Genomic DNA, 21,912 nt, shown 5'->3' with positions numbered 1-21,912 from the left:
GCTCTGCTGCCCCTTCAAACTCAAGATTTCAATGCTTCGGCCAGTTTCGCGATTTTGCCGCGAATCGAGCCATCGATAACCAGGTCGCCGGCGCGGATGACAACGCCCCCGATAAGGGAACTGTCTTCCTCGACTTGCAGGCGCACTTCCCGGTTGAGTCGTGCACTGAGAACCTTGGCGAGTTTGTCTTGCTGTTCTTGGTTCAATGCGAAAGCACTGGTCACTTCTACGTCTACCGATTTCTCTTGCTCGGCCTTGTACAGGTCGAACAGAGCGGCGATCTCCGGCAGAAGCAGGAGGCGCTCGTTTTCGGCAACAACGTGGATGAAATTCTGTGCCTTGGCATCGAACTTGTCGCCGCACACGTCAATGAACGTGGCGGCCTTTTCTGCGCTCGTCAGTCGCGGGGCCTTGAGCACGCGCTGCATGGTGTCGTCTTCCGACACCGCTGCTGCCAGGCCGAGCATGGCTGACCAATTGGCCAGTTGCTGGTGGGCCTGAGCGTGCTCGAAGGCCGCCTTAGCGTAAGGTCGGGCCAACGTGGTCAGTTCTGCCATGATCGCCCTCGCTTAGATTTCAGCAGCCAGTTGGTTAACCAGCTCTGCGTGCGCGTTTTGATCGATTGCCTTGCCCAGGATCTTCGAAGCACCGCCAACGGCCAGGCTACCCACTTGGGCGCGCAGCGCGTCTTTGACGCTGTTCAGCTCCTGTTCGATCTCGGCCTGAGCCTGAGCCTTCACACGGTCAGCTTCGACGCGAGCCTGTTCACGGGCTTCGTCGACAATCTGGGTACCGCGTTTCTTGGCTTGCTCGATGATTTCAGCTGCCTGAGCTTTCGCTTCGCGCAGTTGCTGACCCGCTTTCTCTTGGGCCAACTCCAGGTCGCGAGCTGCTCGGCTGGCAGCGTCCAGACCATCAGCGATCTTCTTTTGACGTTCGTGCAGTGCCGTGATGACCGGAGGCCATACGAACTTCATGCAGAACAGTACAAAAATCAGGAACGCAACGGACTGGCCAATCAGGGTCGCATTAATGTTCACGCCAACACCTCGCAGTTACGTTGTCCATCACACCAAATTACCCGGAAGATCCGAGTAATTAGCCAGCGATTTGACCAACGAACGGGTTCGCAAAGGTGAAGAACAGAGCGATACCAACACCGATCATGGTTACGGCGTCGAGCAGACCGGCAACGATGAACATTTTAACTTGCAGCATTGGAACCATTTCTGGCTGACGCGCTGCGCCTTCCAGGAACTTGCCGCCCAGCAGGCCGAAACCAATTGCGGTACCCAGTGCGCCCAGGCCGATCAACAGTGCAACAGCGATAGCGGTTAGACCAACTACAGTTTCCATCTTTCCTCCCGACTTTTACGTCGTATGGTTTAGGTTTTTTAGATTAAAGCGGTAAAACAAATCGTTTCAGAGGCCCGGTAAGGAGCCCCTTCCCGTTTGACCGGGAAGGACATCAGACTAGTCGAGACTGGCCTTAATGGTTTTCTTCGTGCGCCATCGACAGGTAGACGATGGTCAACATCATGAAGATGAATGCCTGCAGGGTGATGATCAGGATGTGGAACACAGCCCACGCCCACTGCAGAACGACGCCCAGGCCACTGAGCCAGAGCAGACCGCTGCCGAACATCACAGCAATCAGAATGAAGACCAGCTCACCGGCATACATGTTGCCGAACAGACGCAGAGCCAGGGAGATCGGCTTGGCGACCAGGGTCACGAATTCCAGCAGGAAGTTCACCGGGATCAGCAGGGCTTGAACGAAGATGTTCTTGCTACCGAACGGGTGCAGGGTCAGCTCGCCGATGAAGCCACCGAGGCCCTTGATCTTGATGCTGTAGAAAATGATCAGCGCGAACACTGTGAAGGCCATGGCCAGAGTAGCGTTCGGGTCGGTGGTCGACACGGCGCGGAACGGGATGTGGTGGTCGCCGGAGATCAGGATGGCCAGCTGAGGAATCCAGTCGACCGGTACCAGGTCGACGGCGTTCATCAGGAACACCCAGACGAAGATGGTCAGTGCCAGCGGTGCAATCACCGGGCTACGGCCATGGAAGCTGTCTTTCACGCTGCCATCGACGAATTCGACCAAAACTTCAACGAAGTTCTGCAAAGCACCTGGCTGACCGGAAGTCGCTTTCTTTGCCGCCATGCGGAAAAGAAGAACGAAGATCAGACCCAATGCGATCGACCAGCCGAGGGTATCGACGTGGAAAGCCCAGAAGCCCATTTCCTTGGCTTCTGCTGCGGTGTGGGCAAAGCCCCAGCCGCCGGTAGGGTGCTGACCGAAGGTCAGGTTCTGCAAGTGGTGCTGGATATAGCCCGAAGCGGTTGTTTCTGCCATGGTTGCCTCAAACGCCCTAAGGTCTCGAAAGTCTTGTTCTCATCAGCAGGGGAGCGAACCAGCTGACCAGTTGGGTCAGCACGAAGACGCCGAATACAGCCAGCGGCGCCAATGGCTTCACACCTGCGAACGTCAATGCAAAAAGCACCGCCGTCAAAATCAGTTTGCCCGCCTCGCCGGCATAAAATGACCGGACGATGGCTTGAGCTGCCCGGGCGCCGGAAAACCGAAATGCCCTGTGAGCGAAATAAACATTGGGAAGCAAGGCTATCAGGCCTCCGCAAAGTCCCGAGTACCCGGCAACGACTCCATACCGTTGCCAGAGCGCCAAAGCGGCAATGAGCAGAACGACAAATTGAGCCATTAACACCGGAAAAACTGCCAGTCGATGGAACGGCAAGCGGTTTGGCGTGCGGGTTTCCATCACTTTTGCTCTCCAATGGCCGGCTGCCGAAATTCAATAACTTGGCATAATTTGTGCCGACAAAATGCGCGCAGAGTATAGGGGCGGTTCAGCCCCTATTCAACTGTCAGGTAGTGATTTCCGATTGCGCGCTACATGAGGAAATGTTTCAGCGGATATGTGCGAGTACGCCTTGAAGCTCATCCAGGGAGTTGTAACCAATCACCAACTGCCCTTTACCCTTCTTACCGTGGCGAATCTGCACCGCAGAGCCTAGGCGCTCGGCCAGGCGCTGCTCGAGGCGGGCGATATCCGGGTCCGGTTTTACCGGTTCGACAGGCTCCGGTTTGCCACTCAACCACTGGCGAACAAGTGCCTCGGTTTGGCGCACGGTCAGTCCGCGTGCGACAACATGTCGCGCCCCTTCAACCTGTTGATTGTCCGGCAAACCGAGCAAAGCACGGGCATGACCCATTTCCAGGTCGCCGTGGGACAACATGGTCTTGATGACTTCCGGCAAGGAGATCAGCCGCAGCAGGTTAGACACGGTCACCCGGGACTTGCCCACGGCTTCGGCCACCTGTTGCTGAGTCAGCTGGAATTCCTGCTGCAAGCGCTGCAGGGCTACCGCTTCTTCAATCGGGTTCAGGTCTTCGCGCTGGATGTTCTCGATCAGGGCGATGGCGATCGCTGTTTCATCGGGTACATCGCGAACCATCGCCGGGATGGTTTCCTGCCCGGCTTGCTGGCTGGCGCGCCAGCGGCGTTCGCCGGCAATGATTTCAAAACGGCCACTGCCGATCGGGCGAACCACAATGGGCTGCATGACGCCCTGGGCCTTGATCGACTGCGCCAGCTCTTCGAGCGCCTGCGGGTCCATGTCACGTCGCGGCTGGTATTTGCCGCGCTGGAGCAGATCCAGGGGAAGGTGTTGCAGCTCACGCTGATCGGCTTGCGCCGCTTGTTCTTCCAGCGAGCTGACAGTCGGACCACTCAACAGAGCATCCAGTCCACGTCCGAGACCTCGTTTCTTGACGGCCATGGGGATTCCTTAAGTTGCCTGAGCAGCGGCGATGCGTGAGTTTTTGCGTTGACGACGAACCATTTCGCCCGCCAATGCCAGATAGGCAACGGCGCCTCGCGATGCTTTGTCGTACGCCAGCGCCGGCATGCCGTAGCTTGGTGCTTCGGCCAGACGGATGTTGCGCGGAATGACGGTGTCGTAGAGCTGTTCGCCGAAGTGTTCCTTGAGCTGCGCCGAGACATCGTTCATCAGGCTCAGGCGCGGGTCGTACATCGTACGCAGCAGGCCTTCGACCTTGAGGTTCGGATTCAGCAGTTCAGCGATACGCTTGATGTTATCCACAAGGTCGCTCAAGCCTTCGAGTGCGAAGTACTCGCACTGCATGGGGATAATTACCCCGTCGGCGGCAACCAGTGCGTTGAGGGTCAGCATCGACAGCGACGGCGGGCAGTCGATCAGGATGTAATCGTAGTTTTCCCGGATCGGCGCCAACGCGCTGCGCAGACGGCTTTCCTTCATCTGCATTTCCAGCAGCACCACTTCGGCCGCGGTGAGGTCGCGGTTGGCCGGCAACAACTGGTAACCACCGTGTTCAGAGAAGTGCATGGCCTGGGCCAGATCACATTCGCCGATCAGCAGGTCATAGACCGAGTTTTCCAGGCCATGTTTATCCACACCGCTACCCATGGTGGCGTTGCCCTGTGGATCAAGGTCGATCAACAGCACCCGGCGCTTGGTCGCGACCAGGGATGCTGCGAGGTTGATGCAGGTGGTGGTTTTACCCACGCCACCCTTTTGGTTCGCAATCGCGAATACCTTAGCCATTCTTGCTTGTGTTCCCAATCATGCCGTGCGGCGCAGTATCAGCAGATGGCGTTGGCCTTGGCAACCAGGTACGGCCAGGGCGTGTTCGCTATCGAGGTGGAAGTCTGCCGGCAATGCTACCAGCTCATCGGCCGGATGAACGCCCTTCATTGCCAGCCAGCGTGTTTCGCTATCGCCGAGGTGGCGAGTCCAGTTGCTGAAGTTTTCCATGCTGCTGAACGCACGGGAGATGATCCCATTGAATGGCTGGGCAGGCTGGAACGCTTCGACGCGACTGTGGATAACTTGCAGGTTATCCAGTTTGAGTTCGAGTTTGACCTGAGTCAGAAAGCGGGTTTTCTTGCCGTTGCTGTCCAGGCAGGTCACTTGGGACTCTGGAAACAGGATGGCCAACGGGATGCCAGGCATGCCGCCGCCGCTGCCGACGTCAAGCCAGCGTCCGTTTTCGATGAATGACATCACGCTCAGACTGTCAAGCAGATGACGGGACACCATTTCGTCCGGATCACGCACGGCGGTGAGGTTGTAAGCCTTGTTCCATTTGATCAACAGGGCCAGATAGCCCAGCAGTTGCGCGTGCTGGGTTTCTGTCAGCGTGACGCCAAGCTGGCGGGCGCCTGTGGATAACTCTTCTGCATGTTGCGAAGTGACCAACGAACTCAAGCGCTTTGCTCCAACTGACGGCCCGCGCCGCGTTTTTTCAAATGAATCATCAACAGCGAAATGGCTGCCGGCGTTACGCCCGGGATACGCGAAGCCTGGCCCAAAGTCTCTGGACGGGTCGCACCGAGCTTGCTCTGGATCTCTTTGGAGAGACCGGAAATATTCGTGTAATCGATATCCACAGGCAGTTTGGTATCCTCGCTGGCTCGCAAGCGGGCGATTTCGTCCTGTTGACGATCGATGTAACCGGCGTATTTGGTCTTGATCTCGACCTGCTCGGCCACCTGTGGATCTTCTGCCCCGTCACCGGTCACTTCGATCAGACCAGCGTAGTCGATTTCCGGACGGCTCAAGAGATTGAGCAGGTTGTATTCGTGCGTCAGCGGCGTGCCGAATTTTTCTGCGATCGCATCGCCTTGTTCAGTGCCCGGGCGAACCCAGGTACTTTTCAGACGCTGCTCTTCCAGTTCGATGTTTTCGCGTTTCTTGCAGAAAGCCGCCCAACGCACGTCATCCACCAGGCCCAGTTCGCGGCCTTTTTCGGTCAGGCGCAGGTCGGCGTTGTCTTCACGCAGAATCAGACGGTATTCGGCACGGGAGGTGAACATCCGGTACGGCTCTTGGGTACCGAGGGTAATCAGGTCGTCGACCAATACGCCGATATAGGCCTCGTCGCGACGCGGGCACCAGGCTTCTTTGCCTTGTGCACGCAGTGCAGCGTTGGTTCCAGCCAACAGACCTTGGGCGCCGGCTTCTTCGTAACCGGTGGTGCCGTTGATTTGCCCGGCGAAGAACAGCCCGCCAATGACTTTGGTTTCCAGGCTGTACTTCAGGTCACGCGGGTCGAAGTAGTCATACTCGATGGCGTAGCCCGGTCGCACGATGTGCGCGTTTTCCATGCCGCGGATCGATTGCACGATCTGCAGTTGCACGTCGAACGGCAGGGATGTGGATATCCCGTTCGGATACAGCTCGTTTGTCGTCAGGCCTTCCGGTTCGATGAAGACCTGGTGGCTTTCCTTGTCGGCAAAGCGATGGATCTTGTCTTCGATTGACGGGCAGTAACGCGGGCCGATGCCTTCGATCTCACCGGCAGCGGAATACATCGGCGAACGGTCGAGGTTCGCGGCAATGATTTCGTGGGTGCGCGCATTCGTGTGGGTAATCCAGCAACTTACCTGCTGTGGATGCTGTTCCTTGTTGCCCATGAACGACATCACCGGGATCGGTGTATCGCCCGGTTGTTCGGTCATCACCGAGAAATCCACAGACCGGCTGTCGATACGCGGTGGAGTACCGGTTTTCAAACGACCCACACGCAATGGCAGTTCACGCAGACGATGAGCCAGCGCGATCGATGGTGGATCACCGGCACGACCACCGGAAAAATTCTGCAAACCGATGTGGATAAGTCCACCGAGGAACGTGCCGGTGGTCAATACCACGGAATCTGCGAAGAAACGCAGGCCCATCTGGGTAACAACACCACGGACTTGTTCCTGCTCGACGATCAGATCGTCTGCAGCCTGTTGAAATATCCACAGGTTCGGCTGGTTTTCCAGGATTTCGCGGACAGCGGCCTTGTACAGAACCCGGTCTGCCTGTGCGCGGGTTGCTCGCACAGCGGGGCCTTTACGGCTGTTCAACACGCGAAACTGGATGCCGCCTTTATCGGTAGCCATGGCCATCGCGCCGCCGAGGGCATCGATTTCCTTGACCAGGTGGCTTTTGCCGATCCCGCCAATGGCCGGGTTGCAACTCATGGCACCGAGGGTTTCCACGTTATGCGTCAGCAACAGGGTTTTAACCCCCATACGTGCTGAGGCCAGTGCTGCCTCGGTACCGGCATGACCGCCGCCGATGACGATCACTTCAAAACGGGAAGGGAAATCCACCACGCACCTCGTGCCTGCTTAAGTAGGTAATTCAGGAATAGTTTGAGCTCAGGTTTTCGGACCTGGTCGACAAGTATAGGGACTTCGCCCCTCCTAAAGAACCCTTTGCACAAAATTTAACCAGCTGTGGAAAAGTCGGAGTTATAGAAATTAAAAAGAGAGAAATTTATTAAATCTTTGTTTTTATGTTTATTTCTATGCACATGCCTTTCTGTGGATAGATCTACACAGCCCTTTATTTTCAATGTGTACAGAGATTCAAAACCCTGTGTTCATGTGCCAATGAGGCCCTTGGATAACCGGTGTAAGCCTGTGGATGAAAGGGGTTGTTATCCACAGAGGCGGTTATGTTCAGTTTTCGGGCCCTGTTATCAACTGACCTTAGCGGCGTTTATTCACAGGGCTTAATCCACAGAAAAGTCCTGTTTGCGCGAAATTCAGGTGCAGGAATTCCGCTCAAGCAGACAAATTCCGCTCGGCACTGGAAGGATTATTCAGAAAAGGAGGGAGCAGACAGGCGCGAATGGCCTGTCTGTGAACAACAGGAGGGCTACTTACCGATGCAGAAGCTGGAGAAAATTCGCCCCAACAGATCGTCAGAGCTGAAGGCGCCGGTGATTTCTCCCAGCGATTGCTGAGCCTGGCGCAGATCCTCGGCCAACAACTCACCGGCACCGGCCAGGGTCAATTGGGCGCGACCATGTTCGAGAGCAGCACTGGCATGACCTAGCGCCTCCAGGTGTCGCCGGCGAGCACTGAAACTGCTTTCGGACGTTTGCTCGTAGCCCATGCAGGCCTTCAGGTGGTCGCGCAGCAGCTCCAGGCCGACACCACCGGACTTGGCGCTCAGGCTGATGGTGACGTGGCCATCGTCGCTGACCTCGATGGCAATGGCTTCGCCCGTAAGGTCGGCCTTGTTACGGATCAGGGTCACTTTCGCGGGATCGGGACGGATTTCGAGAAATTCCGGCCATAGTGCGAATGGATCGAGGGCTTCCGGAGCCGTGGCGTCGACCACCAGCAGCACCCGGTCCGCTTCGCCAATGGCTTTCAAGGCTCGCTCGACACCGATTTTTTCCACATGGTCATCGGTATCGCGCAGTCCGGCGGTATCCACCACATGCAGGGGCATACCATCGATGTGAATATGTTCCCGAAGCACATCCCGGGTGGTGCCGGCAATTTCGGTCACGATCGCCGCTTCACGCCCGGCCAGTGCATTGAGCAGGCTGGATTTACCGGCATTCGGACGGCCGGCAATGACCACGGTCATACCGTCTCGCAGCAAGGCGCCCTGCCCGGCTTCGCGCATGACGGTGGATAACTCGTCGCGAACTTTGTCGAGCATGCTCAGGACGTGGCCATCGGCGAGAAAGTCGATTTCCTCTTCCGGGAAATCGATGGCCGCTTCGACATAGATTCGCAGGCCGATCAGTTGCTCGGTGAGGTTATGCACACGTGACGAGAATGCACCCTGCAGGGAGCGCAACGCGTTTCGCGCAGCCTGGGCGGAACTGGCTTCAATCAGGTCGGCAATCGCCTCGGCCTGAGCGAGGTCCAGTTTGTCGTTGAGGAAGGCGCGCTCACTGAATTCCCCCGGTCGGGCGAGACGACAACCCAGTTCAAGGCAGCGCTTGAGCAACATATCCAGAACGATCGGGCCGCCATGACCCTGGAGTTCCAGCACATCTTCGCCGGTGAACGAGTTTGGCCCTGGAAAATACAGCGCGATGCCCTGATCCAGCACCTCGCCGTTTTCACCGAGAAACGGACCATAGTGGGCAAATCGCGGCTTGAGTTCGCGACCACTGAAGGCCTTGGCCGCAGCACTGGCCAACGGCCCGGAAATACGCACGATGCCTACACCGCCGCGACCTTGAGCGGTGGCGACGGCTGCGATGGTTTCACGAGGAACGCTCATAAACCGGTATCCAGACAAAAGTGACAGATAGCAAAACGCCCCACTAGGGGGCGTTTTGAGTGGTTATCCACAGTGTAAATCAGGCAGCTGCTTTGGTAGCCGCTTCGATCTTACGTGTGATGTACCACTGTTGGGCGATCGACAGGCAGTTGTTCACTACCCAGTACAGCACCAGACCCGCCGGGAACCACAGGAAGAAGAAGGTGAAGATGATTGGCATCAGCTTCATTACCTTGGCCTGCATCGGATCCGGTGGAGTCGGGTTCAGCTGCTGCTGGATGAACATGGTTGCACCCATGATGATCGGCAGAATGAAGAACGGATCCTTGATCGACAGGTCAGTAATCCACAGCATGAACGGCGCCTGACGCATCTCGACGCTTTCCAGCAGAACCCAGTACAGCGAGAGGAAAACCGGCATCTGCACAAGGATTGGCAAGCAACCGCCCAGCGGATTGATCTTCTCTTTCTTGTACAGCTCCATCATGGCTTGCGACATTTTCTGCCGGTCATCGCCATGTTGCTCTTTCAGCGCGGCCAGTTTCGGTGCCACTGCACGCATGCGCGCCATGGATTTGTAGCTGGCAGCCGACAGCGGGAAGAAGATCCCTTTGATCAGCATGGTCAGGAAGATGATCGACCAGCCCCAGTTACCCACAATGGCGTGGATGTGTTGCAGCAACCAGAAGATCGGTTGGGCGATAAACCACAGAATGCCGTAGTCGACCGTCAGTTCCAGACCTGGGGATAACTGTTTCAGCACGGCCTGGCTTTTCGGACCGGCGTACAGAACAGCGCTGGTCTCGGCCTTGGCACCTGGCGCAACACTCATTGATGGGCCGGTGTAGCCGATGATGTAGTTGCCTTTGCTGTCTTTACGGGTCTGGACGATGTTGTTTTCGCCCTTGGCCGGAATCCATGCGGTCACGAAGTAGTGCTGCAACCAGGCAACCCAACCGCCAGTGACGGTTTCCTTGAGCGGTGCCTTGTCCATGTCCTTCATGGACACTTTCTTGTACGGCTCGGAACTTGTCCACAGGGCCGCGCCCAGGTAAGTCGCGGTGCCGGTAGCCGTGGTTGACGAAGGATCGGCGCTGGCGTCACGTTTCAACTGGGCAAACATCGCACCAGTCCAGGGCTGGGCGCTCTGGTTGTCGATCAGGTAGGAAACGGTTACGTCGTACAGGCCGCGTTTCAGGGTGAAACGCTTGATGTAGTTGACGCCGTCCTTGCTGAACTTCAGGTCTACGACCAATTGGTCCTGACCGTCAGCCAGTTGATAAACCTTCTTCTCCGCGGAGTAAACCGGACGACCGGCCGGATTGGCATCCGGACCGTTGGTGCCGATCAGGCCGCTTTGCGCCAGATAAGTACGTTCGCCGCCGTTATCGAACAGCTGGAACGGAATTTCCGGGTGATCCTGACGACGCGGATACAGCGGCAGGGTCAGTTGGGCAACATCGCCACCTTGCGGGTCGATAGCCAGGTCCAGTACATCCGTTTTGATCTGGATGAGGTCCTTGCTCACAGCTACCGGCGTTTCGGCAGGTGCGCTGGTGTCGCTTGCAGCACGTGGAATGTCGTCACTGGCGGAAGCGTTGGAGCCAGATGCCGTATCCGGCAGGCCCGATGCAGTCGTATTGGTGGCAACATTCTGAGTCGGCAGGGCAGCCTGGCCATAGTCCTGGTTCCATTTAAGAACCATAACGTAGGACACGATTGCCAGGGCGACGATCAGGATCGTGCGTTTGATATCCATGATTACTCGGCCATCGAAGAAGAACGGGAGGTAGGGATAGGTGGAACCGGGTCATAACCACCGGGATTCCACGGATGACAGCGACCTAAACGACGAAAGGTCAGCCAGCCACCGCGAAGAAGGCCATGATTTTCGATGGCTTCTAACGCGTAGCAGGAACAACTGGGGTAGAAACGACAGTGACTGGCCATCAGGGGACTAATGGCATAGCGATAAAACTGGATCGGAACGAGTGCCAGTTTACGCATCTGGGCTGTCTACCCCTACAGTTTCGGTTTTGACTGCTGGTACTGGCGAATTGCGAGCCAGGCGTTTCCAGAGCTTGCCGAAATGCTGAATCAATTCGGGGTTTTCTACGTCACCCAAACCTTTGCGCGCGACGATAACAATGTCCCAACCGACCAGTGAATCCTGGTTCAGGCGAAACGATTCGCGCATCAGACGTTTGAGGCGATTGCGCTCGACGGAGAGCTTTACGCTCTTTTTCCCGATAACCAACCCGAGACGGGGGTGATCAAGATCGTTGTTGCGCGCAAGGAGCAGGAGATTTTTCCCCGGAACCTTGCCGGTAGGGGAGTCAAAGACTGCCTTGAAATGCCGGGGGGTAAGCAGACGCTTTTCCCGACTGAAGTCCTGACTCACCTCCAGTGCCGGATTATCAAACTGCCAGACGCGCACGACCTTTGGCGCGACGACGCGACAGGACGGCACGACCGTTCTTGGTAGCCATGCGAGCACGGAAACCGTGGGTACGAGCGCGTTTGATAGTGCTTGGTTGGAAAGTACGTTTCATTGTCGTGTTACCTGATTCGTCCACAACGGGCCGGAATGGCCCCCGTTTTAAGAGACCGGGGATTCTAGAGAAAGCAAGCCCTCAGGTCAATTTCCAACCAGCGTTTCCTTATAAATAGATCTCCAGAGGTTTTGCGCTGAACGAACCGTCGGCAAATATAAAAATAAGAAAGGAAAGTATTTAAAGCTTTTCTGTAAAGCTTATAAAAGCTAGGCACTCTCCCATCTGTGGATAAGTCATTTAAGCCCTTGTTTTACCTGATGTACAGAGAATGACAACTACAGTGGAAAACGGTGTTCAGCCTGTGTTGCGCTGTCGGATAACCTGTGTGCGGAGGGGCGGTTTATCCACAGGCTGGTTATCCACCGAGTTTCGCCCCCATTTGTGCAATGACCTTAACCCCGGTTATCCACAGAGCTTATGCACAGACCACTGGTCGTCTTTTTTGCGTATAAATGGGCGATTCTTCTTGGTCGATGAACCACCTTCGTGTGGATAAGTCGGCGTCTGGTCGTTACAATGGCCGCTTGTTTTTGCCTCACCGGCTTTCAACTTAGGGGATATCCGTGTCAGTGGAACTTTGGCAGCAGTGCGTGGAGCTTCTGCGCGATGAGCTGCCTGCCCAACAATTCAACACTTGGATCCGTCCACTACAGGTCGAAGCCGAAGGCGACGAGTTGCGTGTGTATGCACCCAATCGTTTTGTTCTGGACTGGGTCAACGAAAAGTACCTGGGGCGTGTTCTCGAATTGCTCGACGAGCACGGCAATGGCATGGCGCCTGCGCTTTCCTTATTAATAGGCAGCAAACGCAGTTCGGCACCCCGTGCCGCGCCAAACGCTCCCCTGGCTGCCGCGGCTTCCCAGGCCCAGGCTACTCAAGCGCCCGCCAGCCCGCCGCCGCCAGCACCTGCCGCGGCTTCGACCAAGCGTGCCACGCAAAAAGTGGCAGAGGTCACCGAGGAAGAACCTTCCCGTGACAGCTTCGACCCGATGGCCGGCGCCAGTTCGCAACAGGCTCCGGTTCGTGCCGAGCAACGTACCGTGCAGGTCGAAGGTGCGCTCAAGCACACCAGTTACCTGAACCGCACCTTTACCTTCGAGAATTTCGTTGAGGGTAAATCCAACCAGTTGGCGCGCGCCGCCGCCTGGCAGGTGGCAGACAACCCCAAGCACGGTTACAACCCTCTCTTCCTTTATGGAGGCGTCGGCCTGGGTAAAACCCACTTGATGCACGCAGTGGGTAACCACCTGTTAAAGAAGAACCCGAATGCCAAGGTCGTGTACCTGCATTCCGAGCGTTTCGTGGCGGACATGGTCAAGGCCCTGCAACTGAATGCGATCAACGAGTTCAAGCGCTTCTACCGTTCAGTGGATGCTTTGCTGATCGATGACATTCAGTTCTTCGCCCGCAAGGAGCGTTCCCAGGAAGAGTTTTTCCACACCTTCAACGCCCTGCTCGAAGGTGGTCAGCAGGTCATTCTCACCAGTGACCGCTACCCGAAAGAAATCGAAGGCCTTGAAGAACGCCTCAAATCCCGCTTTGGCTGGGGCCTGACCGTAGCGGTCGAGCCTCCGGAGCTGGAAACCCGCGTGGCAATCCTGATGAAAAAGGCCGATCAGGCCAAAGTCGAGCTGCCTCACGACGCCGCGTTCTTCATTGCCCAACGTATTCGCTCCAACGTCCGTGAGCTGGAAGGTGCGCTCAAACGCGTGATCGCCCACTCGCACTTCATGGGCCGCGATATCACCATCGAGCTGATTCGCGAATCCCTGAAGGACTTGTTGGCGTTGCAGGATAAACTGGTCTCTGTGGATAACATTCAGCGCACTGTCGCCGAGTACTACAAGATCAAGATCTCCGACTTGCTGTCCAAACGCCGTTCGCGTTCGGTCGCTCGTCCGCGTCAGGTCGCCATGGCGTTGTCCAAGGAACTGACCAACCACAGCTTGCCGGAAATCGGTGATGTGTTTGGCGGTCGCGACCATACGACGGTTTTGCACGCATGCCGCAAGATCAACGAACTTAAGGAATCCGACGCGGACATCCGCGAGGACTACAAGAACCTGCTGCGTACGCTGACCACTTGATGAACACCAGCGCAGCTAATTAAGGCAAGGGACTAGACCATGCATTTCACCATTCAACGCGAAGCCCTGTTGAAACCCCTGCAACTGGTCGCAGGCGTCGTTGAGCGCCGACAGACCTTGCCGGTGCTCTCCAACGTGCTGCTGGTTGTCGAAGGCCAGCAATTGTCGCTGACCGGTACCGACCTGGAAGTCGAGCTGGTCGGTCGTGTTCAACTCGAAGAGCCGGCGGATCCGGGTTCCATCACCGTGCCGGCGCGCAAGCTGATGGATATCTGCAAAAGCCTGCCGAACGATGCGCTGATCGATATCAAGGTCGATGAGCAGAAGCTCGTGGTCAAGGCCGGTCGTAGCCGCTTCACCCTGTCGACACTGCCGGCAAACGATTTCCCCACCGTGGAAGAAGGCCCGGGTTCGCTGACCTGCAGCCTGGAGCAAAGCAAACTGCGTCGCCTGATTGAGCGCACCAGCTTCGCCATGGCCCAGCAGGACGTGCGTTACTACCTCAATGGCATGCTGCTGGAAGTCTCTGCTGGTGTGATCCGTGCCGTCGCCACCGACGGTCACCGTCTGGCCATGTGCTCGATGCAGGCCGATATCGGCCAGCCGGATCGTCACCAGGTCATCGTGCCGCGCAAAGGTATCCTCGAGCTGGCACGCCTGCTCACAGAGCCGGACGGCAATGTCAGCATCGTACTGGGTCAGCACCACATCCGCGCCACCACTGGTGAATTCACCTTCACCTCGAAGCTGGTCGACGGCAAATTCCCGGACTACGAACGCGTTCTGCCAAAAGGCGGCGACAAGCTGGTTCTTGGCGATCGCCAGGCTCTGCGCGAAGCGTTCAGCCGTACCGCGATTCTGTCCAACGAAAAGTACCGTGGTATCCGTCTGCAACTGGCCAGCGGTCAGTTGAAGATCCAGGCGAACAACCCGGAGCAGGAAGAAGCGGAAGAAGAAGTGGGCGTTGAATACAACGGTGGCTCTCTGGAAATCGGCTTCAACGTGAGCTACCTGCTCGACGTACTGGGCGTGATGACCACCGAGCAGGTTCGTCTGATCCTGTCCGACTCCAACAGCAGCGCACTGGTGCAGGAATCGGATAACGACGACTCGGCCTACGTTGTCATGCCGATGCGTCTGTAATCATGCTCAGCAGAAGCTAGATGTCCTTAAGTCGCGTCTCGGTCACCGCGGTGCGCAATCTGCACCCGGTGACCTTCTCCCCCTCCTCCCGCATCAATATTCTTTACGGCGCCAACGGCAGCGGCAAAACCAGTGTTCTGGAAGCCATCCATCTGCTGGGGCTTGCCCGTTCGTTTCGCAGCACCCGCCTGTTGCCGGTCATTCAATACGAACAACTGGCATGCACGGTCTTTGGCCAGGTTGAACTGGCGGAGGGCGGGCAAAGTGCCTTGGGCATTTCCCGGGATCGCCAAGGCGAATTTCAGATCCGTATCGATGGGCAGAATGCACGCAGCGCCGCGCAACTGGCAGAGATCCTGCCACTGCAACTGATCAATCCGGACAGCTTTCGATTGCTGGAAGGTGCGCCGAAGATTCGCCGACAGTTTCTAGACTGGGGGGTGTTCCACGTGGAACCGCGCTTCATGTCAACCTGGCAGCGCTTGCAGAAGGCCCTGCGCCAGAGAAACTCTTGGCTGCGGCATGGTACACTTGACGCCGTTTCGCAAGCGGTTTGGGACAGGGAACTGTGCCAGGCCAGCGCTGAAATTGATGAATACCGCCGCGCTTATATCAAAGCCTTGAAACCAGTCTTTGAACAAACCTTGAGCGAACTGGTTGAGCTTGAAGGCTTGACGCTCAGCTATTACCGCGGCTGGGACAAGGACCGTGAACTGAGTGCCGTGCTCGCCGGATCTCTTCAGCGAGACCAGCAAATGGGACATACCCAAGCCGGACCACAACGTGCTGATTTGCGTCTCAGACTGGGCGCGCACAACGCCGCGGACATCTTGTCCCGTGGCCAGCAGAAGTTGGTGGTTTGCGCATTACGGATTGCCCAGGGGCACCTGGTCAGCCAGGCTCGACGCGGTCAGTGTATTTATCTGGTGGATGACTTGCCGTCCGAACTGGACGAGCACCACCGTCGCGCGCTTTGCCGCTTGTTGGAAGACTTACGCTGCCAGGTATTTATCACCTGTGTAGATCACGAATTATTGAGGGAAGGCTGGCAGACGGAAACGCCAGTCGCTCTGTTCCACGTGGAACAGGGCCGTATCACCCAGACCCACGACCATCGGGAGTGAAGGCATTGAGCGAAGAAAATACGTACGACTCAACGAGCATTAAAGTGCTGAAAGGCCTGGATGCCGTACGCAAACGTCCCGGTATGTATATTGGTGATACCGACGATGGCAGCGGCCTGCACCACATGGTGTTCGAGGTGGTCGACAACTCGATCGACGAAGCGCTCGCCGGCTACTGCGACGACATCAGCATCACCATCCACCCGGATGAGTCCATCACCGTTCGCGACAACGGCCGTGGCATCCCGGTAGACGTACACAAAGAAGAAGGCGTTTCGGCAGCCGAGGTCATCATGACCGTGCTGCACGCCGGCGGTAAATTCGACGACAACTCCTACAAGGTTTCCGGCGGTCTGCACGGTGTGGGTGTGTCGGTAGTTAACGCCCTGTCGGAAGAGCTGGTCCTGACCGTTCGCCGTAGCGGCAAGATCTGGGAACAGACTTACGTCCACGGTGTTCCGCAAGAGCCGATGAAAATCGTTGGCGACAGCGAAACCACCGGTACACAGATCCACTTCAAGGCTTCCAGCGAAACCTTCAAGAACATCCACTTCAGCTGGGACATCCTGGCCAAGCGGATTCGTGAACTGTCCTTCCTCAACTCCGGTGTCGGTATCGTCCTCAAGGACGAGCGCAGCGGCAAGGAAGAGCTGTTCAAATACGAAGGCGGCCTGCGTGCGTTCGTTGAATATCTGAACACCAACAAGACCCCGGTCAACCAGGTGTTCCACTTCAACATCCAGCGTGAAGACGGCATCGGCGTGGAAATCGCCCTGCAGTGGAACGACAGCTTCAACGAGAACCTGTTGTGCTTCACCAACAACATTCCGCAGCGTGACGGCGGTACTCACCTGGTAGGTTTCCGTTCCGCGTTGACGCGTAACCTGAACACCTACATCGAAGCCGAAGGCCTGGCGAAGAAGCACAAGGTCGCCACCACAGGTGACGACGCCCGTGAAGGCCTGACCGCGATCATTTCGGTGAAAGTGCCGGATCCGAAGTTCAGCTCCCAGACCAAAGACAAATTGGTGTCTTCCGAAGTGAAGACCGCGGTCGAACAGGAAATGGGCAAGTACTTCTCCGACTTCCTGCTGGAAAACCCTAACGAAGCCAAGCTGGTCGTCGGCAAGATGATCGACGCGGCGCGTGCCCGTGAAGCGGCACGTAAAGCCCGCGAGATGACTCGTCGCAAAGGCGCGCTGGATATCGCCGGCCTGCCAGGCAAACTGGCCGACTGCCAGGAAAAGGACCCTGCCCTGTCCGAACTGTACCTTGTGGAAGGTGACTCCGCGGGCGGCTCTGCCAAGCAGGGACGTAACCGCAAGACCCAGGCGATTCTGCCCCTCAAGGGTAAAATCCTGAACGTCGAGAAGGCGCGCTTCGACAAGATGATCTCTTCCCAGGAAGTGGGCACCTTGATCACCGCGCTGGGTTGCGGCATCGGTCGCGAAGAATACAACATCGACAAGTTGCGCTATCACAACATCATCATCATGACCGATGCTGACGTCGACGGTTCACACATCCGTACCCTGCTGCTGACCTTCTTCTTCCGCCAGTTGCCGGAGCTGATCGAGCGTGGCTACATCTACATCGCTCAGCCGCCGCTGTACAAAGTGAAGAAAGGCAAGCAAGAGCAATACATCAAAGACGACGACGCCATGGAAGAGTACATGACGCAGTCGGCCCTGGAAGATGCGAGCCTGCACCTGAACGAGGATGCGCCGGGTATCTCCGGCGAAGCCCTTGAGCGTCTGGTGAATGACTTCCGTCTGGTGATGAAGACCCTCAAGCGCCTGTCGCGCCTGTATCCACAGGAACTGACCGAGCACTTCATCTACCTGCCGGCTGTCAGCATGGAGCAACTGTCCGATCACGCAGCGATGCAGGATTGGCTGGCCCAGTACGAAGTGCGTCTGCGCACCGTCGAGAAGTCGGGCCTGGTCTACAAGGCCAGCCTGCGCGAAGACCGCGAGCGTGGCGTGTGGCTGCCAGAGGTCGAACTGATCTCCCACGGCCTGTCCAACTACGTCACCTTCAACCGCGATTTCTTCGGCAGCAACGACTACAAGACTGTCGTTTCCCTGGGCGCTCAACTGAGCACCCTGCTCGACGATGGCGCGTACATCCAGCGTGGCGAACGCCGTAAATCGGTCACCGAGTTCAAGGAAGCCCTGGACTGGCTGATGGCCGAAAGCACCAAGCGTCACACCATCCAGCGATACAAAGGTCTGGGCGAGATGAACCCGGATCAGCTGTGGGAAACCACCATGGACCCAAGCGTGCGCCGCATGCTGAAAGTGACCATCGAAGACGCCATTGGCGCGGACCAGATCTTCAACACCCTGATGGGTGATGCGGTCGAGCCTCGTCGTGACTTCATCGAAAGCAACGCCCTGGCGGTGTCCAACCTGGATTTCTGATCCCGGTCGACGCCAACAAAAAGGCCAATGCATCTGCATTGGCCTTTTTTATTGCCTGCGTTTCACTCACTCACCGGCGTCACACTCTCCAACCGATACCCATACCCATAAATCGTCAGCAACTGCCAACCGCGATCCGCCGTCAGCCCAAGCTTGTTGCGCAGGCGATAGATGTGAGTGTCCAGCGGTCGTGACGACGACATTTCTTCATGGGACCAGAATCGTTCGTACAGGTAATCCCGCGATAGCGGTCGACCGAGGTTGCTGAACAGGCAATGCGCCAGGCGGTACTCGCGTTCGGTCATGACGATCGGTTTGCCGTCGCGGGTGACGGTCAGCTCGGCGTCGTCGAAAACCAGATCATTGAAGCTTAATCCCTCGGTAGCTGCGCGCTGCTGGCCATGTCGGCGCAGTACCGCACCAACACGGGCCTTCAGTTCATTGGGGCGGAACGGTTTGCTGACGTAGTCATCGGCGCCGGCATTCAGGGCCTGAACGATATCGCTTTCGCTGTCACGACTGGTGAGCATGATTGTCGCAGGCGGCACTTCCATGTGTTCGCGGGTCCATAGCAGCAATGAAAACCCTGTGAGGTCGGGCAGTTGCCAGTCGAGGATCAGCAGGTCGAAGGTTTCCCGACGCAGTTGACGCATCAGCTCCTCGGTTCGTTCGAAGCTGTGCAGCGACCACGGCTGCTCCCCGGCTTCGGCCATCTGTTGCAGGGTTTGTTCGACCCGGCGTAATTCGGCGGGCTCATCGTCCAGAATCGCAATGCGCATACACAGTGATTCCTTGTCGCGCTTGGGCAGCTGTTTATCGACGATAGCGGCTCAATTGACACAGTGAAAGCAAGTGGCCCGCCGTTGGTCGCGGCGTCCGCTATGATTCCTTGAGTCGAGACCTTAGACGCAGGAACCATGAAATCATTCACTCCGCCCTGCCCTGTTGGCCATGTTTGACCAACGCCATGAAAGCCGCGAGCCAAGCCAGGTACAGCGATTGTTTCGGCAATTGGTGCGCGAGTGGTTGTGGATAAGTCTTGTGCTGTTGCCGCTGACGACACTGCTGTCCTACCGCGCGCAAGTTAACCTGGACGATGCATCCCCTGGCTTGAGCGCATTGCTTTCCCTTGGTCTGGTGACGTGCGTACTCGGGCTATTGCTGTGGCGTCCGCGCCTGGCGCTCTGGCTGACGCTTACGGGGATGGCGTGTACGTTGCTGACCAGTGCCGGACTCGCGGAGTTCAAGAAATGGTGGTGGTCACCGACGCCTGCAGTGTTGGGGATGCTGTTTGGCTATCTGATCTGGAACTGGCGGCGCCTCAGTGTGGTACTGACCTATTTCGGATGGGAATTGGCGCGGCTGGACAGCGAGCCGAAAGTGTTTCCGGAGCGCCGTCGTGCCCAGTACTCCGGTGGCGACCGTCTGCAGAAACAAATCATGGCGCTGGAACAAGCCATGAGCCTGACCCGCGATACCCACCGATTCATCGCCGATGGCCTGGAATACTTGCCGGTGGCCACGTTGATCAGCGATCCCCAGGGGCAGATCCTGCTCGGCAACCGCAAGGCCCGTGACCTGTTTGGTGGATATCTGGTCGGCGATGATGTACTGGAACGACTCAAACAGCTCGGTTATCCGGATATGAGCCACAAGCCGGGTTCGTCTTTATCGACATTGCCGTTGCTGGAGTTTCGCGACCTCAAGGAGCGCAGCCTGCGTCTGGAGCGTGCCGAGTTATTGCCGGTAGATGGTGAGGTTCCGGTCGGCTGGCTATGGAACCTGACTGATTTGAGTGTTGAACGCGAGGCGGAGGAGCAGCGCGCGGTCCTGTTGCGGTTTCTGTCTCACGACCTGCGGGCGCCCCACTCGGCCATCCTTGCGTTGCTCGATGTCCATCGTCATCAAGTGGGCGGTGATTCGCCACTCTTTGATCAAATCGAGCTACAGGTACGCCGGGCCCTGGAAATGAGTGACGGTTTCGTTCAGCTGGCGAGGGCCGAATCCGAGGCTTATCAGTTTCAGCCGAGCCTGTTTGCGATGCTGGTGCTGGATGTGTTCGATCAGGCGCTGCCCATCGCGCAGTTGAAACAGATCGAACTGGTTCATCAAGTAGAAGAGGAGGCACAGGAAAGTCTGGTACTGGCGGATCAGGCGCTGCTGACCCGGGCGTTGTTCAACCTGCTGGAAAATGCCATCAAGTACAGTGTTTCAGGTACTCGTATCCGTTTGCATGTCAGTCAACACGACAGCTGGCTGATCTGCGAGCTCATCGATCAGGGCAAAGGTATTGCCGCTGAGGAGTTACCCGAATTGTTCAGCCAATATCGGCGCTTTTCTTCCGCCCAGGGCATCGATGGCGTGGGATTGGGATTGTCGATGGTCAAAGCCGTTGTGGATCGGCACGGCGGGCGAATCGAGTGCAGGAGCGAGGTGGGGCTGGGCACGACATTCAGGCTGCAATTTCCTTTGTTAACGGAATGAAAGCGAACGATCCAGGTTGCTCGATCATGACGGTAGTCTGCGATTGCTCCGAGCATAAAAAACCGGCTATATCAGCCGGCTTTTTTACGTCCTAAAAAAACTTATGCACGTTTTTATGGTTTTTATAATTCAAATAAATTTTAATAAAAATCATAAGGTTACGTGCAAATAACGACGATTTTCAATGAGGTGGTACACAGGTTATCCACAGAATCTCAGACAGTCACCTGATCGTTTGAAACCGGCGCTTGCGGAGCAGGTGGCAGCGAGCCCATTTCCCGTTGCATCTGTTCGTTCCACGCCTGGACCCGGTCGTTCAATTCAGCAATGGCTCGTGGTCCTGTGCCTTCGGCATACATCGGTGCGCCAATGATCACAGTGATGACACCCTGCTTCTTCGCCCAACCGTTTTTCGGCCAGAACTTGCCTGCGTTGTGCGCAATCGGCAGTACGGGCAATTCGGCGTTGACCGCCAATGCGCTGCCACCGCGCGAGAACTTTCCGATGGTGCCGTAAGGAACGCGCGTGCCTTCGGGGAAGATCAGCACCCAGACATTGTCCTTGAGCAACTCATCACCTTTCTGCGCCACATGCTTGAGCGCGGCTTTCGGGTTGTCGCGATCGATGGCGATCGGTCGCAGCATGGCCATGGCCCAACCGAAGAACGGCACATAGAGCAACTCACGTTTGAGCACCTGGCTCAGCGGTGAGAAGTAGGCGGAGAGAAAAAAAGTCTCCCACGTGCTTTGGTGGTTCGACTGAATGACGCAAGGCTGTTTCGGTACGTTCTCGGCACCCTTCACTTCGTAGCGAATACCCAGAAACACGTTGCTCAGCCACAAGGCGCAGCGGCACCAGTACACGTTGATGAAGCGATAACGTGCCTTGAAAGGCAGAAACGGCGCGATAAAAAAGCTCAGGCTGCACCACAGCAAGGAACTGGTGCCCAGCAGCAGGTAAAAGAGGAAGGTTCTGATGGCCTGCAATATCGACATGGTGACGTTTA

21 protein-coding genes are annotated in these 21,912 nt (G+C 56.9%); 5 read left to right on the top strand and 16 right to left on the bottom strand.

Features of this window, described 5'->3' with window-relative positions; translation table 11 throughout:
• Nucleotides 1-20: 20 nt before the first annotated feature.
• The 14 genes from CAF65_RS09815 to rpmH all read right to left on the bottom strand — a co-directional run bounded on the left by CAF65_RS09815 (nucleotide 21) and on the right by rpmH (nucleotide 11,642).
• Complete coding sequence (locus CAF65_RS09815; RefSeq protein ID WP_085716114.1) at nucleotides 21-557, bottom strand: F0F1 ATP synthase subunit delta; 537 nt, start codon at nucleotides 555-557, stop codon at nucleotides 21-23.
• 12 nt (nucleotides 558-569) lie between these two features.
• On the bottom strand, nucleotides 570-1,040 hold the full coding sequence (locus tag CAF65_RS09810; protein ID WP_007969903.1) for a F0F1 ATP synthase subunit B: 471 nt from the start codon (nucleotides 1,038-1,040) through the stop codon (nucleotides 570-572).
• Nucleotides 1,041-1,098: 58 nt separating this feature from the next.
• Nucleotides 1,099-1,356 (bottom strand): F0F1 ATP synthase subunit C, encoded by a 258-nt coding sequence (atpE, locus tag CAF65_RS09805; protein ID WP_003097235.1) that lies wholly within the window; start codon nucleotides 1,354-1,356, stop codon nucleotides 1,099-1,101.
• Nucleotides 1,357-1,489: 133 nt separating this feature from the next.
• Nucleotides 1,490-2,359, bottom strand: a complete 870-nt coding sequence (gene atpB, locus CAF65_RS09800; RefSeq protein ID WP_085716113.1) for a F0F1 ATP synthase subunit A — start codon at nucleotides 2,357-2,359, stop codon at nucleotides 1,490-1,492.
• Between the two features lie 16 nt (nucleotides 2,360-2,375).
• On the bottom strand, nucleotides 2,376-2,783 hold the full coding sequence (locus tag CAF65_RS09795) for a F0F1 ATP synthase subunit I (protein ID WP_007985054.1): 408 nt from the start codon (nucleotides 2,781-2,783) through the stop codon (nucleotides 2,376-2,378).
• 148 nt (nucleotides 2,784-2,931) lie between these two features.
• Entirely contained in the window at nucleotides 2,932-3,804 is an 873-nt protein-coding gene (locus CAF65_RS09790; RefSeq protein ID WP_085716112.1) for a ParB/RepB/Spo0J family partition protein, read from the bottom strand.
• A gap of 9 nt (nucleotides 3,805-3,813) precedes the next feature.
• Complete coding sequence (locus tag CAF65_RS09785) at nucleotides 3,814-4,611, bottom strand: ParA family protein (RefSeq protein WP_007969897.1); 798 nt, start codon at nucleotides 4,609-4,611, stop codon at nucleotides 3,814-3,816.
• A gap of 18 nt (nucleotides 4,612-4,629) precedes the next feature.
• Nucleotides 4,630-5,274 (bottom strand): 16S rRNA (guanine(527)-N(7))-methyltransferase RsmG, encoded by a 645-nt coding sequence (gene rsmG / locus CAF65_RS09780; protein ID WP_007969895.1) that lies wholly within the window; start codon nucleotides 5,272-5,274, stop codon nucleotides 4,630-4,632.
• On the bottom strand, nucleotides 5,271-7,169 hold the full coding sequence (gene mnmG / locus CAF65_RS09775; RefSeq protein WP_085716111.1) for a tRNA uridine-5-carboxymethylaminomethyl(34) synthesis enzyme MnmG: 1,899 nt from the start codon (nucleotides 7,167-7,169) through the stop codon (nucleotides 5,271-5,273). The genes rsmG and mnmG overlap by 4 nt, the downstream gene beginning before the upstream one ends.
• A 550-nt stretch (nucleotides 7,170-7,719) precedes the next feature.
• Nucleotides 7,720-9,090 carry a tRNA uridine-5-carboxymethylaminomethyl(34) synthesis GTPase MnmE gene (gene mnmE / locus CAF65_RS09765; RefSeq protein ID WP_085716109.1) on the bottom strand — a complete coding sequence of 457 codons (1,371 nt, stop codon included), beginning with the start codon at nucleotides 9,088-9,090 and terminating at the stop codon, nucleotides 7,720-7,722.
• 79 nt (nucleotides 9,091-9,169) lie between these two features.
• Complete coding sequence (gene yidC / locus CAF65_RS09760; protein WP_085716108.1) at nucleotides 9,170-10,849, bottom strand: membrane protein insertase YidC; 1,680 nt, start codon at nucleotides 10,847-10,849, stop codon at nucleotides 9,170-9,172.
• Nucleotides 10,850-10,851: 2 nt separating this feature from the next.
• A complete protein-coding gene (gene yidD, locus CAF65_RS09755) occupies nucleotides 10,852-11,097 on the bottom strand; it encodes a membrane protein insertion efficiency factor YidD (protein WP_010207715.1) in 246 nt (81 codons plus the stop codon).
• Nucleotides 11,090-11,491, bottom strand: coding sequence for a ribonuclease P protein component (gene rnpA / locus CAF65_RS09750; RefSeq protein ID WP_218191720.1), 402 nt, complete (start codon nucleotides 11,489-11,491; stop codon nucleotides 11,090-11,092). The genes yidD and rnpA overlap by 8 nt, the downstream gene beginning before the upstream one ends.
• A gap of 16 nt (nucleotides 11,492-11,507) precedes the next feature.
• Nucleotides 11,508-11,642, bottom strand: coding sequence for a 50S ribosomal protein L34 (gene rpmH / locus CAF65_RS09745; protein WP_003213577.1), 135 nt, complete (start codon nucleotides 11,640-11,642; stop codon nucleotides 11,508-11,510).
• A gap of 566 nt (nucleotides 11,643-12,208) precedes the next feature.
• Here rpmH and dnaA point away from each other — a divergent pair.
• The 4 genes from dnaA to gyrB are packed head-to-tail and all read left to right on the top strand — an operon-like array spanning nucleotide 12,209 to nucleotide 18,422.
• Complete coding sequence (dnaA, locus tag CAF65_RS09740) at nucleotides 12,209-13,732, top strand: chromosomal replication initiator protein DnaA (protein WP_085716106.1); 1,524 nt, start codon at nucleotides 12,209-12,211, stop codon at nucleotides 13,730-13,732.
• 39 nt (nucleotides 13,733-13,771) lie between these two features.
• On the top strand, nucleotides 13,772-14,875 hold the full coding sequence (gene dnaN / locus CAF65_RS09735; protein ID WP_007969885.1) for a DNA polymerase III subunit beta: 1,104 nt from the start codon (nucleotides 13,772-13,774) through the stop codon (nucleotides 14,873-14,875).
• A 20-nt stretch (nucleotides 14,876-14,895) separates the two neighbouring features.
• Nucleotides 14,896-15,999 (top strand): DNA replication/repair protein RecF, encoded by a 1,104-nt coding sequence (recF, locus tag CAF65_RS09730; protein WP_085716105.1) that lies wholly within the window; start codon nucleotides 14,896-14,898, stop codon nucleotides 15,997-15,999.
• A 5-nt stretch (nucleotides 16,000-16,004) separates the two neighbouring features.
• Nucleotides 16,005-18,422, top strand: coding sequence for a DNA topoisomerase (ATP-hydrolyzing) subunit B (gene gyrB / locus CAF65_RS09725; protein WP_085716104.1), 2,418 nt, complete (start codon nucleotides 16,005-16,007; stop codon nucleotides 18,420-18,422).
• A gap of 62 nt (nucleotides 18,423-18,484) precedes the next feature.
• On the opposite strand, the gene CAF65_RS09720 is transcribed toward gyrB, so the two are convergent.
• On the bottom strand, nucleotides 18,485-19,201 hold the full coding sequence (locus CAF65_RS09720; protein WP_085716103.1) for a response regulator transcription factor: 717 nt from the start codon (nucleotides 19,199-19,201) through the stop codon (nucleotides 18,485-18,487).
• A gap of 172 nt (nucleotides 19,202-19,373) precedes the next feature.
• Here CAF65_RS09720 and CAF65_RS09715 point away from each other — a divergent pair, with 172 nt between their 5' ends.
• Nucleotides 19,374-20,906, top strand: coding sequence for a sensor histidine kinase KdpD (locus tag CAF65_RS09715; protein ID WP_085716102.1), 1,533 nt, complete (start codon nucleotides 19,374-19,376; stop codon nucleotides 20,904-20,906).
• A 215-nt stretch (nucleotides 20,907-21,121) separates the two neighbouring features.
• Here CAF65_RS09715 and CAF65_RS09710 read toward each other — a convergent pair whose 3' ends face one another.
• Nucleotides 21,122-21,901, bottom strand: a complete 780-nt coding sequence (locus CAF65_RS09710; RefSeq protein ID WP_085716101.1) for a 1-acyl-sn-glycerol-3-phosphate acyltransferase — start codon at nucleotides 21,899-21,901, stop codon at nucleotides 21,122-21,124.
• Nucleotides 21,902-21,912 lie beyond the last annotated feature (11 nt).

The sequence above is a fragment of the Pseudomonas sp. B28(2017) genome (assembly GCF_002113025.1).
Classification (GTDB): Bacteria; Pseudomonadota; Gammaproteobacteria; order Pseudomonadales; family Pseudomonadaceae; genus Aquipseudomonas.
Note: the sequence above shows the minus strand (reverse complement) of the source record. Positions and strands in the feature narration are given on the sequence as shown.